This window comes from Hydrogenophaga sp. SNF1 (assembly GCF_034421675.1).
Lineage (GTDB): Bacteria > Pseudomonadota > Gammaproteobacteria > Burkholderiales > Burkholderiaceae_C > Hydrogenophaga > Hydrogenophaga borbori.
Genome location: NZ_CP139793.1, coordinates 2,016,036 through 2,031,002, shown reverse-complemented (window position 1 = coordinate 2,031,002; position 14,967 = coordinate 2,016,036). Strand labels below are relative to the sequence as shown.

3 protein-coding genes are annotated in these 14,967 nt (G+C 72.4%); 1 reads left to right on the top strand and 2 read right to left on the bottom strand.

The window, feature by feature from the left end:
* Positions 1-12: 12 nt before the first annotated feature.
* Together SOM08_RS09655 and SOM08_RS09650 are read right to left on the bottom strand one after the other, a co-directional pair.
* Positions 13-1,068 (bottom strand): glycosyltransferase, encoded by a 1,056-nt coding sequence (locus SOM08_RS09655; RefSeq protein ID WP_116957758.1) that lies wholly within the window; start codon positions 1,066-1,068, stop codon positions 13-15.
* A gap of 26 nt (positions 1,069-1,094) precedes the next feature.
* Positions 1,095-1,874 (bottom strand): class I SAM-dependent methyltransferase, encoded by a 780-nt coding sequence (locus tag SOM08_RS09650; protein ID WP_070398011.1) that lies wholly within the window; start codon positions 1,872-1,874, stop codon positions 1,095-1,097.
* A gap of 403 nt (positions 1,875-2,277) precedes the next feature.
* On the opposite strand from SOM08_RS09650, the gene SOM08_RS09645 reads away from it, so the two are divergent.
* Complete coding sequence (locus SOM08_RS09645; protein ID WP_322470581.1) at positions 2,278-14,958, top strand: non-ribosomal peptide synthetase/type I polyketide synthase; 12,681 nt, start codon at positions 2,278-2,280, stop codon at positions 14,956-14,958.
* The last annotated feature ends 9 nt before the right edge of the window (positions 14,959-14,967 follow it).

The following is a 14,967-nucleotide window of genomic DNA, read 5'->3' as shown; positions in this document are numbered from 1 at the left end:
GCAGCTGGCGGTTCAAACCGCCGCGCGCTCGCTCGGGGCGGTCGCCGGTGTGGCGGCCACATCGCGCCACAGGTCCAGCAGCGTGGAAAACTGGCCGCCGAGCCGGTCGCGAAAGTGCGCGCAGACGCGGTCGATGCGGCGCAGGAACTCCTGCAGGTCGTGCTCGTTGCGCACATAAGGCGTGTTGCCCGGTGCCAGCGAGGGTGAGTGGTAGGTCAGGCTGAACACCCGCACGCCCTGCGCGTACAGCGCCTCCATCAATCGGATCTGTGTGTCCGCGTCGAACCCCTCGGGGCTCAGGCGGGCGCGCCACAGCACGTCCAGGCGGCTCAGCACCGACTGCACGCGCAGCTGCTGCAGCATGGGGTTGTCCCAGAGCGCGGCGAAGCGCTGGCCGGCCCACCAGGCGCGCCCGCCGTAGCCCACGGTCAGCGGCACCTCCAGCAGATCGCGCGACTCGTCGGCGAAGAAGGGGTGCATGGACGTGCCCAGAAAGTTGGGCCCGTGCACGCGCTCGAAGCTGGTGGCCGGCACGAAGCTGCAATCGATGCGGTAGCCCAGGCGCCGGATCACGCCCATGGTGGCCGCGCCGACGCCATAGCGTCCGGCCTTGAAGATGAGCGGCCGCTGCCCGAAGGCCTGGGCCACGGCCTCCGTGCTGGCCTCCAGCTTGGCGGCTTCCAGCTCGGGCGGCAGGTTGCCGTGAAAGGAGTTGTAGGCGTTGACCTCGTCGTCGTACGGCGGCGTCACCCAGGGATGGCAGTGCGTGCCGAAGTGGGCGCGGCCCGCGTCGACCAGCCGCCGCAGGTAGCTCGCCGCCGGCGCCGAGCGGGCCACCGCATAGTCCAGCACGTAGGTCGGCACGATGCCGTACTTGTCGAACACCGCGTGGGCATGGTCCTGCGCGGGGATCGACTCCGTCGCCACGGCGTCGCGGTTGAAGGGCTGGGTCCAGTCGAACTCTTCCTCGGTGTCCACCACCACGAGCAACAGGGGCCGATCGGACGAACGCCGCGCCGGCACCGGACGCAGTTCCGGGTGATCGATCGGGCGGTAGCCGGCGACCATCGGGCGGGCGGTGGAACGCGCCGGGCTCACACGCGGCGCGTGCCGTGCACGGTGACCGTGCGGTAGTAGGCGCCGAGCGAGGGCATGGACGAGGCGATGGCGGCGTCGACGCGGTCGGCCGCGTTCACCATCCAGTTGCTGGGCTGCGCGCGCACCGCCTTGGACAGCACCGCGGCGGGAAAGGCGAACAGGTCGGTGTACAGGTGCTTGGGCGCGAAGTAGCGGTCCAGGATGTCGAGTTCCTCGCGCGCCAGCGGCTTCTCGTCGGGCGTGCGCGCCTTGGGCGTGAGGGCGCGCACCAGGCGCGCCACCGGGTTGAGCAGCAAAGGTTCGACGAACAGGATCTCGCCGCCCGGCTTGGTCACGCGCGCGATCTCCTTGACCGCGCGCTCGAATTCCAGGTGGTGCAGGATGGCCGTGCCGAACACCAGATCAAAGGTGGCGTCGGGGAATTGCAGCTCGTGCGCGTCCATCAGCTTGAACTCCACCGGCAGGCCCTTGGCCTGGGCCACCTGGCGGCCTTTGTCGAGTTCACGGTCGGAGATGTTGATGCACGTGAGCTGCGTGGGCTTGAGGTTCCACTTGAGGTAGTGGGCCTCCCAGGCCTGGCTGCCGACTTCCAGCACGCGGGTGTCGGTGTGGCGCGTGTGCACGGCGCGGATCAGCTCGTCGCGGCGGCGCCGCGCGGGGCCCATCTGCGTATAGGCCATGACCGCCTCCAGGCGGTCGCGCTCCAGCTCGTCGTTGTCGTAGATCTCGGCCTCGCGGCTGACGCGTTGGGCATCGTGTGAAGTCGGGCTCGTCATGCGAAGGCCTCCAGTTGATTTGCGCGAATGGGCGCCCAAGGGCCGCCACCATCCGTCGAAGCTAGCACAGGGATGCACATTTACATACCTTCGATGCACATCCGAACGTGCGATATCTCCACGAAATGGCGATGCATGAGATGTCAATCATCAACACAATCGCCTTACTGGTACTCGCATTCCGCCGCCAGCAGGCCTCAGCGCACCGCTTGGCGCCTGATTCCCCATACCGCCACCGGTACCGTCAAAAAGTTCACAACCGCGCGGCCACGGCGATTGGCCTTCGGGAACGCCGTTGTTACAGTCGGTTTCGAGTGGCGTTATTTTGTATTAGATTCTCCGGCTCTGGTTCTACGAGGTGAGGATGGACAAGAAAGCTCAAACGGAACCATCGGCACGGCGCGTGTCCCGTTTGGGTGAATGGCTCGTCCAAGCGGCGCGGGCCTGGCCCGAGCGGCCCGCCCTGGAAACCGCCGACGGTCAGACGCTGACGTACCGCGAACTGCTCGCGCGCGTCGAAGACGGCGCGCGCCGCTGGCGGGAGGCGGGCGTGCGCGGTGGCGAGCGCATCGCCATCGCCGCCACGCGCTCGCCCGAGTCCATCGTCCACATCCTCACCGCCGCCCACCTGGACGTGGGCTACGTGCCGCTCGATCTGGCGTACCCCGCCGAACGACTGGCCGCCATGCTCGATGACGCGCGCCCGCGCGCCGTGGTGGGCGAGGCATCGGCACTGGCCCTGCTGCGCGAACGCGTGGGCGAGCTGCCCACGCTGGAGCGGCCAGCCCCCGCCACGTCGGACCTGCACGCCGCCGGACCCCGCCTGGCCTACGTGCTCTTCACCTCCGGCTCCACCGGCCGGCCCAAGGGCGTGGCCATGGGCGAGGGTCCGCTGCGCCACCTCATTCACTGGCACGTGGCGCACCCGCGCCTGGGCCAGGCCGCGCGCACCCTTCAGTTCGCGCCGCTGTCCTTCGACGTGCACTTCCAGGAAATCTTCTCCACCGTGGCCACGGGCGGCACCCTGGTGCTGGTGCCCGACGCCCAGCGCCGCGACCCGGCCTTGCTCCACCGTGCGCTGATCGACCTGCGCGTCGAGCGCCTCTTCGTGCCTTACGTGGCGCTGCAGATGATCGCCGACGCCTCGCGCGACGAGGCGCCGCGCCACCTGCGCGAAGTGGTCAGCGCCGGCGAGCAATTGCAGGTGAGCCCGGCCATCCGCGCCCTGTTCCAGCGCCTGCCCGGCGCCGAGTTGCACAACCACTACGGCCCCACCGAAAGCCACGTCGTCACCGCGCACGACCTCACCGGCGACCCGGCGCAGTGGCCCGAGATCCCCCCCATCGGCAAGGCCCTGCCGCACGTGCAGGTGGCCCTGCGCGAGGCGCACGACGACGGCGAAGGTTTCACCGTGGGCGAGCTGTTGCTGGGCGGGGAAACCCTGGCCAACGGCTACCTGGGCCGCGCCGATCTGAGCGCCGAGCGCTTCCGCACCGACGTCGGCCCCGAGCCCGGCCCCGGTGGCCAGACCTGGTACCTCACCGGCGACCTGGTGCGCCGCGACGAACACGGCGTGCTCACCTACCTGGGCCGCGCGGACCAGCAGGTCAAGGTCGATGGCTTTCGCATCGAGCCCGGCGAAATCGAACTCGCCCTGATGGCGCACGAGAGCGTGAAGGAAGCCGTGGTGACGGCGCCCGAGCTGCCCGGCGCGGGCCGCCAGCTGGTGGCGCACGTCGTGCTGAACCCCGGCGTGGCCGCAGCAGCGGCCAGCCTGTCGCCCCTGTGGCGCCAGCACCTGCGCGCGCGCATGCCCGAGTACATGGTGCCGGTGCGCTACGTGGTGCTCGACCGCCTGCCCGTCACGCCCAGCGGCAAGATCGACCGCCGCAGCCTGCCCCTGCCCGCGATGGACGCGAGCCCGCTGGACGCCAGCGACCCGCTGGCCCTGGCGCGCCGACTGTGGTGCGAGCTGCTGGGGGTCGAACGCATCGCGGACGAGCAGAACATCTTCGACATCGGCGCCAAGTCGCTGCTGGTGATGCGCTTCGTCTCGCGTGTGCGCGAGGCGGGCATCACCACCCTTGGCGTGGCCGATGTGTACGACCGCCCCACCCTGGCCGGCATGGCCGCCGCCATGGCGGGCACGGCCAGCGCGCCGCGCCGCCCGCGCCGCGCGGCCCCGGCCAACGCCGCAGGTGGCATCGCCATCGTGGGCATGGCCGTGCGCGTGCCGGGCTCGCCCGACCTCGAATCCTTCTGGCAGAACCTGCTGGACGGGCGCGAGGGCATCCGCCATTTCCGCCCGGACGAACTCGACCCCGCCGTGCCGGAAGAACAACGCGCGCGCCCGAACTTCGTGCCCGCGCACGGCGCGCTGGAACACGCCGACCGCTTCGACGCCGCGCATTTCGGTGTCTCCGCCCGCGAGGCCGTGCTGCTGGACCCGCAGCAGCGCCTGATGCTGGAACTCAGCATCAGCGCGCTGGAGCACGCCGGCATCGACCACACGCGCACCAGCGAACGCGTGGGCGTGTACGCCGGCACCGGCAACAACGCCTACGCGCTCGCTCTGCGCCAGGAGAACCCCGAGCTCATCCGCCAGGTGGGCGAGTTCGCCACCATGCTGGCGAGCGAAAAGGACTACGTCGCCACGCGCATCGCCAACCGCCTCAACCTCAAGGGCCCGGCGCTCAGCATCCACACCGCCTGCTCCACCAGCCTGGTGGCCGTGGCGCAGGCCTGGCACGCGCTGGCCAGCGGGCAGTGCGACATCGCGCTGGCCGGCGGCGCCAACGTGCACGTGCCGCAGGCCACGGGCTACCTGCACGTTGAGGGCGGCATGGAGTCGGCCGACGGCCACTGCCGCCCCTTCGATGCCCAGGCCAGCGGCACCGTGTTCGCCAGCGGTGGCGGCATGGTGGTGCTCAAGCGCCTGGACGACGCAGTCGCGGCCGGCGACACCATCTACGCGGTGGTGCGCGGCGTGGGCCTCAACAACGACGGCGGCGACAAGGCCAGCTTCACCGCGCCCAGCGTCGCGGGCCAGATGGAAGCCATTCGCATGGCGCTGGAGCACGCCGGCGTCGACCCGCGCAGCATCGGCTACGTGGAAGCGCACGGCACCGCCACGGCGCTGGGCGATCCGATCGAGATCAGCGCGCTGAGCAAGGCCTGGGCCGAAGACACCGCGGACACGCAGTTCTGCGCCATCGGCTCGGTCAAGAGCAACATCGGCCACCTGGCGGCGGGCGCCGGCGTGGTGGGCCTGGCCAAGGCCGCGCTGGCGCTGCAGCGCGGCGTCATCCCGGCCACGCTGCACTACACCCAGCCCAACCCGCAGATCGATTTCGGGCGCACACCCTTCCAGGTGGTGGCGCGCAACACGCCCTGGACCGAAGGCCATGGCGACGCCCCGCGCCGCGCCGCCGTCAGTTCTTTCGGCGTGGGCGGCACCAACGCCCACGTGGTCATCGAGGCCGCGCCTGCTGCACCTGCTGCGCCGTCTTCCACCGGCGAGCAGGCCGAAGGCCAGCGCTGGGTGCTGCCGCTGTCCGCCCGCACGGCCGACGAGGCCCTGGCGCGCGCCCACGCCCTGGCCGACCACCTGCAGGCCCACCCCGAGCTGCCGCTGCCCGCCGTGGCCGCCACGCTGATGCGCGGGCGCCGGGCCATGGCGCAGCGCCTGAGCGTGGTCGCGGCCTCCACCGCGCAGGCCATCGCGGCGCTGCGCGGGCTCAAATCCCCCACCACCGCCCTGGCCGCACCTCGCCTGGTCTTCCTGTTCCCCGGCCAGGGCTCGCAGCACCCGGGCATGGCGCGCCAGCTGTTCGATGAGGCCCCCGCCTTCGGCGAGGCCCTGCGGCGCAGCACCGAGGCGCTCCAACCCCTGCTCGGCGGCACCGACCTGCTGCCCTGGCTGGTGCAGGCCGATCCGGCCGACGAGGCCATCGCGGCCCAGCTGGCCGACACGCGCCACGCGCAGCCGGCGCTGTTCGCCATGTCCTACGCGCTGGCCAGCTGGCTCGACAGCCTGGGCCTGAAGCCCGCGGCGCTCATCGGCCACAGCATCGGCGAGTACGCGGCCGCCTGCCACGCCGGCGTGATGCCGCTGGACGACGCACTGGCCGCCGTGGTCGCGCGCGGCCAGGCCATGGCCGAACAGCCCCCTGGCGCCATGCTGGCCGTGCGCCTGGGCGCGGACGAACTGCGCGCGCGCCTGCCCGAAGGCATCGACATCGCGGGCATCAACGCGCCCACGCTCACCGTCGTCGCGGGCCCCTTCGAGGCCATCGACTCGCTGGCCAAGACCCTGGAAGCCAGCGAGGTGCACTGCACCCGCCTGCGCGTCTCGCACGCCTTCCACAGCGCCAGCATGGACGGTGCGCTGCCGCGCGTGCAAGCCGCGCTCGCCAAGGCCCCCCTGGGCGCGCCGCGCCTGCCGGTCTATTCCTGCGTCAGCGGCGCGCCGCTGACCGCCGCCGAGGCCACCGACCCCGGCTACTGGGCGCGCCAGGTGCGCGCGCCCGTGCGCTTCAGCCAGGCCGTGCAGGCCGAGCTCGCCCAGGGCGAGTGCGTCTTCCTGGAGGTCGGCCCCGGCCAGGCGCTGTCCGCGCTGGTGCGCCAGCACCGCAGCGCGCAGAACGCGGTGCCGCGTTGCCTGGCCCTGCTCGGTCCCGCCAACCAGCCCGGCGAGCCCGCCGCGCACGCGCTCGCCACCATCGGCGCGCTGTGGTGCGCGGGCGTGGACATCGCCTGGCCCGTGGCCGCGAGCGCGCGCCGCGCGGCCCTGCCCACCTACCCCTTCGGCGGCGAGCGCCACTGGTTCACGCGCCGCGCCCCCCCCCCCCCCACCCTTTCATCGACCGGTGCCCCGGCACCCCAGCAGGCCCCTATTGCCATGAGTCGCATCCCCGCCGTCGAAGCCGAACTGCAACGCATCCTCAGCGATGTCTCGGGCCTGCCCGCCGACGAGATCGCGCCCGAAGCCAGCTTCGTGGACCAGGGCCTGGACTCGCTCTCGCTGACTCAGGCCACGCTGGAGATCGAGCGCGTGTTCGGCGTCAAGCTGCGCTTCCGCCGCCTGCTGGAAGACCTGGACAACACGCACAAGCTCGCGGCCCTGCTCGACGCCGAGATGCCGCCCGAGCGCTTCGCGCCCCCCGCGCCGGCCGCGGTGGCCGCACCGGTCGTGGCCGATGCCGTCGCCCTGGCCGCACCGATGGCCGCACCGATGGCCGCGCCGCAAGCCGTGGCCCTGCCCGCCTTCCATGCCGCCCCGCTGGCCGCCGGCCAGGGCGGCGCGCTGCACACGCTCATCCAACAGCAGATGCAGCTCATGTCGCAGCAGCTCGCGCTGCTCGCCGGCGCACCGGTGGCACCGGCCGCCGTGGCCGCACCGATGGCCGCACCGGTGGCCGCCCCGGTCAGCGCCGCCGCCAGCGCGGCCGCGCCCGTGGCCCGCGCCAGCGCAACCGCCCCCGCACCCGCCGCCGGGGGCAACACCCCCGGTGCCGACGGCGCCGAGCCTTCCATCAAGGCCCTGGTCGACAAACCCTTCGGCGCCTCGCCGCGCCTCACGCTGCAGGCCGGGCAGGACTTCACGCCCGCCCAGCACCGCTGGATCGACGACTTCATCGCCCAGTACAACGCGCGCACCGGCAAATCCAAGTCCTTCAGCCAGGACAACCGCAAGGTCATGGCCGACCCGCGCGTGGTCACCGGCTTCAACCCGATGTGGAAGGACCTGGTCTATCCCATCGTCGTCGAGCGCTCCAAGGGCGCGAGCCTGTGGGACCTGGACGGCAACGAGTACATCGACCTGCTCTCCTGCTTCGGCGCCAACATGCTGGGCTACCAGCCCGACTACCTGCTGCAGGCCATGCACCAGCAGCTCGACCGGGGCCTGGAGGTCGGCCCGCAGCACCCGCTGTCGGCCGACGTCGCGCGCCTCATCTCGCAGTTCACCGGCATGGAGCGCGTGGGCTTCTGCAACACCGGCTCCGAGGCCGTGATGGGCGCCATGCGCATCGCGCGCACCGTCACCGGCCGCAAGAAGATCGCCATCTTCAGCAACTCGTACCACGGCATCTTCGACGAGGTCATCGTGCGCGGCACCAAGCAGCTGCGTTCGCTGTCGGCCGCGCCGGGCATCCTGGCCAACGCGGTCGAGAACATCCTCGTGCTCGACTGGAACAGCGAGGAATCGCTCAAGGTCCTGCGCGAGCAGGGGCCGCAGCTCGCGGCCATCATGACCGAGCCGATCCAGAACAAGTACCCCAACATCCGCCCGCGCGAGTTCGTGCGCTCGCTGCGCGAGATCGCCGACCAGCACGGCTGCGCGCTGATCTTCGACGAGGTCGTCACCGGCTTTCGCGTGGCGCGCGGCGGCGCCCAGGAGTTCTACGGCGTGCGCGCCGACATCGCCACCTTCGGCAAGGTCATCGGCGGCGGCCTGCCCTTCGCGGCCATCGCCGGCAACGCCAACTGGCTGGACGCCCTGGACGGCGGCCACTGGCAGTACGGCGACCACTCCTATCCCGAGGCGGGCGTCACCTACTTCGCCGGCACCTTCGTGCGCCACCCGCTGGCCCTGGCCGCGGCCAAGGCCTCGCTGGAGCACATCGACCGCGCGGGCCCGGCCTTCTATACCGAGATCAACGCGCGCACCCAGCGCATGATCGACCGCCTCAACGCCGGCTTCGCGCAGCGCGGCGCGCCCTGCAGCGCGGTGCACTGCGCCTCCATCTGGCGCCTGCACTGGGACGAAGGGCAGAAGAACGTCAGCCTCTTCTACTACCTGATCCGCCACCTGGGCCTGCACGTCTACGAGCAGTTCGGCCACTTCGTGACCGAGGCCATGACGGAAGACATCACCACCCGCATCGCCGACACCATCCTCAAGGCCCTGGACGAGCTGATGGCCCAGGGCTTCATCACGCGCCGCGATGGCGGCTCGCCCGGCGGCGGCCAGCCCGTGGAGCCCACGCCCACGAACACCACCGCCACCGCGGCGCCCACCGAAGCCGCCCTTTCGCCCGGCCAGACCGAGCGCTGGCTGGTCGGCGCCTTCGACGACAACGCGCGCCGCGCGCTCAACGAGTCCTTCTGCGTGAGCCTGCAGGGCGGCGCCGACAAGGCCGCGCTGCGCCAGGCCCTGCAGGACGTGGCGCAGCGCCACGCCGCCTTCCACCTGGCCTTCGACACCGGCGAGCCGCGCCAGAGCCTGCAGCCGCTCAAGCCCGTGGCCATCGCCGAGGTGGACCTGCGCCACGAGGCCGACGCCGACGCCGCGCTCGACGCTTTCTGCACACAGGCCAGCCGGCGCGACTTCCCCTTCGACCAGGCCCCGCTCGCCGCCTTCAGCCTGCTCGAGCTGTCCGATGGCCGCGTGGTGGTGCACGTGGTCGCCAGCCACCTGATCTTCGACGGCTGGGCCTCCAGCGTCTTCAACGCCGAGCTCGCCGAGGCCTACCAGGCGCGCCGCCAGGGCATGGCGCCGGCCTTCGCCAAACCCGCCGAGTCGCCGCTGGCCTTCGCCGCCGCCGAGCAGGCGCGCCAGGACAGCGCGCAGGCCCGGGAGGCGCTGGCGTTCTGGACCAACGTGATGCAGCAGCCGCCCCCTCCGGTGAACCTGGGCGACCGCAGCCCGGCCGGGCGCCGCCAGTTCACGGCCGACACCGTGCGCGTGCGCATCGAGGGCCCGCGGCTGGAGCAGCTGCGCCAGCGCGCCAAGGCGCGCGGCGCCACCCTGTTCCAGTGGCTGCTCACCGCCGTCACGCGCCTGATCCAGGAACGCGGCGGCCAGGACGAATTCGTCGTCAGCATCCCCTACGCCAGCCAGGCGCTGCAGCGCCATGGCCCGCTCATGGCCGACGGCGTGCTCGACCTGCCGCTGCGACTGTCGTGCTCGCCACAGGACACCGATGAGGCGCTGCTCACGCGCGTGCGCTCGCACCTCATGGATGCCTTGGAGTACCCGGTCATGACGCAGGGCACGCTGGCCCGCGCCCTGGGCCTGCCCAGCCGCGGCGACCGCCCGCCGCTCACCGGCATCTACTTCAACCTCAACCCCAAGGTCGACCTCTCGGGCTACCTGCCGCTGCGCGCCGCCCTGCACGAAGGCCGCAAGCAGGGCCTGCTGGCCGAGCTGTTCTTCAACTTCTACGAGCAGGACGCCGCGCTCACGCTGGACCTGCACCACAGCGCCGAGTTCTTCAGCCTGGAGCGCGCGCAATCCCTGGTGGACGGCCTGCTGGCGCAGATCGACCGGCTCAATGGCTCGCCCGCGGTGGCCGCGCCCGCCACGCCGAAGGCATCCGCGGCGCCGGCCAGCGCCGCCACGCCCACCGTCGACCCGCGCCTGGGCGCCTGGAACCGCGCCACCGACATGCCCTTCGACGTCACCACGCGCGTCGAGGCCTCCATCCGCCAGCAGGCCCTGGCCACGCCCGACGCCATCGCGGTGATCGCGCACGGCGCCCCGCTCACCTACGCCCAGCTCGAACAGCGCGCCCGGCGTTTCGCCCAGCTGCTGGCGCAGCGCGGCGTCGGCCCCGGCCACCTGGTGGGCGTTTGCATGGCGCGCGGCCCCGAGCTGGTGCCCGCGCTGCTGGGCATCCTCAAGACCGGCGCGGCCTACGTGCCGCTGGACCCGAACTTCCCCAAGGACCGCCTGAGCTACATGGCCGAGGACGCGGGCCTGCGCCTGGTCATCACCGAATCGGCGCACGCCGCGCTCAGCGGCCTGTCGCGCGAGCAGCAGGTCCGCGTCGACGACGACCGCGCCCTGATCGACGCCGCGCCCGACACCGAGCTGCCCACGCCGCAGAACCCCAGCGGCGACGCGCCGATGTACGTGATCTACACCTCCGGCTCCACCGGCAAGCCCAAGGGCGTGGTGGTGCCGCAGCGCGCGGTGAGCAACTTCCTCATGGCCATGCGGCGCGAGCCGGGCCTGACGGCCAGCGACCGCCTGCTCGCCGTCACCACCCTGTCCTTCGACATCGCGGTGCTGGAGCTCTACCTGCCCCTGGCCATCGGCGCCTGCACCGTGCTCGCGCAGCGCGAGGAAATCATGGACGGCGAGGTGCTGGGCCGCCTCATCGCCGAGCAGCGCATCAACGTGATGCAGGCCACGCCCACCACCTGGCACATGCTGCTGGACGCGGGCTGGCGCGCGCCCGCGAACTTCCGCGCCCTGTGCGGCGGCGAGCCGCTGCCGCCCTCGCTCGCCGCCCAGCTGCTGGACCAGAAGATCGAGCTCTGGAACATGTACGGCCCCACCGAGACCACGGTCTGGTCCACGGTGCAGCGCATCACCGATGCCACGCAGAAGATCAGCATCGGCCACCCCGTCGCCAACACCCAGGTCTGGGTGCTCGACGAGCAGGGCAGGCCTTGCGGCATCGGCCAGGAAGGCGAGCTGTGCATCGGCGGCATCGGCGTGGCCAACGGCTACTTCAACCGCCCCGAACTCACGGCCGAGCGCTTCGTGGCCGATCCCTTCAGCGCCGCGCCGGGCGCGCGCCTGTACCGCACCGGCGACCTCGCCCGCTGGCTCGACAACGGCACCCTGGAACACCTGGGCCGCCTGGACTTCCAGGTCAAGATCCGCGGCTACCGCATCGAACTCGGCGAAATCGAGGCCCGCCTGGCCGCGCTGCCCGGTGTCGCGCGCACCGTGGTCATGGCGCGCGAGGACACGCCCGGCGATGTGCGCCTGATCGCCTACGCCGTGCCGGCCGCCGGCGCCACGCCCGAGCCCGCCGCGCTGCGCGAGGCCCTGCGCGGCGGCCTGCCCGACTACATGCTGCCCCAGCAGGTGGTGCTGCTGGACGCCCTGCCCCTGCTGCCCAACGGCAAGATCGACCGCAAGGCCCTGCCGCAACCCGTGGCCATGGCCCCGGCCGCCAGCGGCCCGCTCACCGCCGCGGCCACCGACACCGAACGCGCCGTGCTGGAGGCCATGCAGGCCGTGCTCAAGCTGCCCGCGATCGGCGCCGACGAAGACTTCTTCGCGCTCGGCGGCCACTCGCTGCTCGCCGCCAAGCTCATGGGCCAGCTCAACAAGGGCCTCGGCCTGCAGCTGAACCTGCGCGTGCTGTTCGAATCGCCCACGGTGCAAAAGCTGGCGCGCGCCATCGACGAGCAGCGCGGCGGCAAGGCCCCGCAGCGCCCGCCGCTGGTGCACCAGCCCGAGCGGCGCCAGGCCCCGCTCACGCTCATGCAGGAGCGCATCCGCTTCATCGAGGAAATGCACCCCGGCCGCGTGGTCTACAACGTGCCCTCGGCCCACCGCCTGCGCGGCCCCATGAACGAAGCCCTGTTCGACCAGGCCTTCCAGGCCATGGTGCGGCGCCAGGCCTCGCTGCGGACCATCGTCGTGCGCGACGGCGACACCTGGGTGCAGCGCACGCTCGACAGCGTGCCCTGCTCGCTGCTGCCCGTCGAAGACCTGAGCCACGTGCCCGAGGCCCGGCGCGAGGAGGCCATGGCCGACCTCGTCACCACCTGGGTGGCCCAGCCCTTCGCCCTGGACCAGGCCCCGCTGTTCCGCGCCCGGCTCATCCGCATGGACGAGCGCCACCACATCTTTTTCTTCATGACCCACCACGTGGTGTGGGACGGCTGGTCCTTCGACCTGCTGTACGAGAACATGAGCGCGTTCTATTCGGCCCTGCTGGAGCAGCGCGAACCCGTGCTGCCCGCCATGCCGCTGCAGTACGTGGACTTCGCCGCCTGGCACAACGAATGGATGCAGGGCGAAGAAATCGCCAGCCAGCTCGACCACTGGCAGCGCCAGTTCCTCAAACGCCCCGTGCCGGCCGCGCTGACCGACCTGCCGCGCCTGCCCGGCGCGCAGCGCGTGGGCAGCACCGAGTACATGCGCATCGAATCCGCCCATGCGGAGCGCGTGCGCGAAGTCGCCAAGCAGACCGGCTCCACGCTGAGCATCGTCGCCCTCGCCGTGTACGCGGTGCTGGCCTCGCAGCTGCTGCACGACCCCGAGCCCACCATCGGGGTGCCGGTGCGCGGCCGCCCGCACCCGGACCTGGAGCCCATCATGGGCTTCTTCAACAACATGCTGCCGGTGCGCCTGGCCGTGCGGCCCGAGATGAGCTGGCTGGAGTGGATCAAGCACGTGCGCGCCACCATGGTGGACGCCTTCGCCAACCAGGACGTGCCCTTCGAGCGCCTGTCCGCCGCGCTGGAGACCGCCCAGCCCGGCCAGCACGGCCGCCTCTACCAGGCCCTGTTCACCTTCCAGGACGCGCGCGCACGTCCCGCCAACTGGGGCCCGCTCACGCATGAGCGCACGCGCTTCAAACACCGCGGCGCCACCGAGGACCTGAACTTCTGGCTGGTGGAAATCCCCGGCGGCATCGAAGGCGGCATCCAGTACGACACCCAGCTCTTCCTGCCCAGCACCGCGCAGCTGCTGCGCGAGCGCTTCCTGGCCACGCTGATGGGCCTGGCCGACAACCCGAACCGCCGCGTGGCCGACGTCCTGCTGCCCGGCGCCGCCGAGCTGGAGCGCCTGCGCACGCTCGACGCCGCGCCGGTGGTCGGCCACGACCTGCTCAAGGCCCTGGCCCGCGCGGACGGCACCCCACTGCTGCGCCACGGCGCCAACGCCCTGGACGGCGCCGCCCTGCAGGCCCGCGTGGCCGCCGCGCGCGCGCAGCAGGGCAGTGGCCGCTCCGCCGTGGAGATCGCCACCCAGGACCCCATTGAGGCCCTGGCCCGCGCCCTCGCCGCCTTCGGCGCGAACCGGGCGCTGCGCTGGCCCGGCGGCGCCGACACCGACGCCCGCCGCTGGAGCGACACCGTGGAAGCCCTGGCCGCCCAAGTGCAACTGCTGCCCGGCGACCGCCTCATCGCCCACGGCGGCCACCCCGGCCTGCGGCTGGCCCTGCTGGGCCTGGCGCTGCGCCACGGCGTGGAGCTGGTGCTGGCCGACGACCCTGGCGCGCCCGAGGCCCTGGAGGCCCTGCACGCCGACAACACCGCCCTGGTCTTCGCTGACGCCAACGGCTGGGCCACGCTGCTGCAGGCCAACGCCGGGCGCGCGCTCTCGCTCATCGCCGCGCTGGACGTGCGCGAGGCCAGCCCCGAAGGGATGCAGGCCCTGGCCGACACCCAGGCCAGCGCCCTCAACCTGGCCCCAGACCCCGCCACCGGCCTGCCCCTGGCCATGGGCTGGGCGCACGGCCCGGCCGACCACAACACCTTCGGCAAGCCCCTGCTGCCCGACAGCCTGCGCATCGGCGAGGCGGCCGAGCGGCCCGCCGCCATCGGCGTGGCCGCGCCGCTGTGGGCGCGCGGGGCCGACGGCAGCTGGCGCGCCACTGGCACGCTGGCGCGCTGGCGCTCCGACGGCGTGCTGCAGGCCATCGGCGAAGACGGTGCGCACGCCGTGATCGCCGGCCAGCGCCTGGCGCTCGACGCCATCGAACAGGGCATTGCCCAGCTGCCCCTGGTGGCCCGCGCCGCCGCCGCGCTGCAGATCGGCCCGCAAGGCGAGCGCCGCCTGCTGCTGGGCCTGGAGCCCGACACCGGCCTGCAGGACGCCGGCCTGGACGCCCTGCTGCAGCGCGTGGACCAGCGCCTGGCCCAGCACCTGCCCGCCGCCGCGCGCGCCCACCTGCAGGTGCTGTGCTGCGAGCGCCTGGCCACCACCGCCGAGGGCCGCTTCGCGCCCACCGCCTCGCGCCTGCGCCGCCGCGACAGTGCCGCCTCGGCCGCCGACCACTTCCAGGGCACGGCCACCGAGCGTGAGATCTTCCTCGTCTGGAGCGAGCTGCTGGGCACCACCGCCATCCGCCGCAACGACAACTTCTTCGACCTCGGCGGCACCTCGCTGAGCGCCATGCAGGCGGTGCAGAAGCTGGAGAAACGCGTGGGCAAACAGGTGAGTCCGCGCCGCTACGTCTCGGAAACCCTGGCCCAGCTTGCCGCCGCCTACGACGGCCAGGCCGCCGGCGCCACCACCACCGCCCCCGAAACCGACGCCCCGTCCCTCCCACCGAAGAACGGTGGCGGCCTGATGTCGCGCCTGCGTCGCCTGGTGCAAGGCGCCTGAAGCGGTGAA

What these genes read in the sequence shown, in the direction of transcription:
- SOM08_RS09655 (WP_116957758.1), bottom strand. Translation starts at nt 1,068, where the DNA reads ATGGTCGCCGGCTACCGCCCGATCGATCACCCGGAACTGCGTCCGGTG.
- SOM08_RS09650 (WP_070398011.1), bottom strand. Translation starts at nt 1,874, where the DNA reads ATGACGAGCCCGACTTCACACGATGCCCAACGCGTCAGCCGCGAGGCC.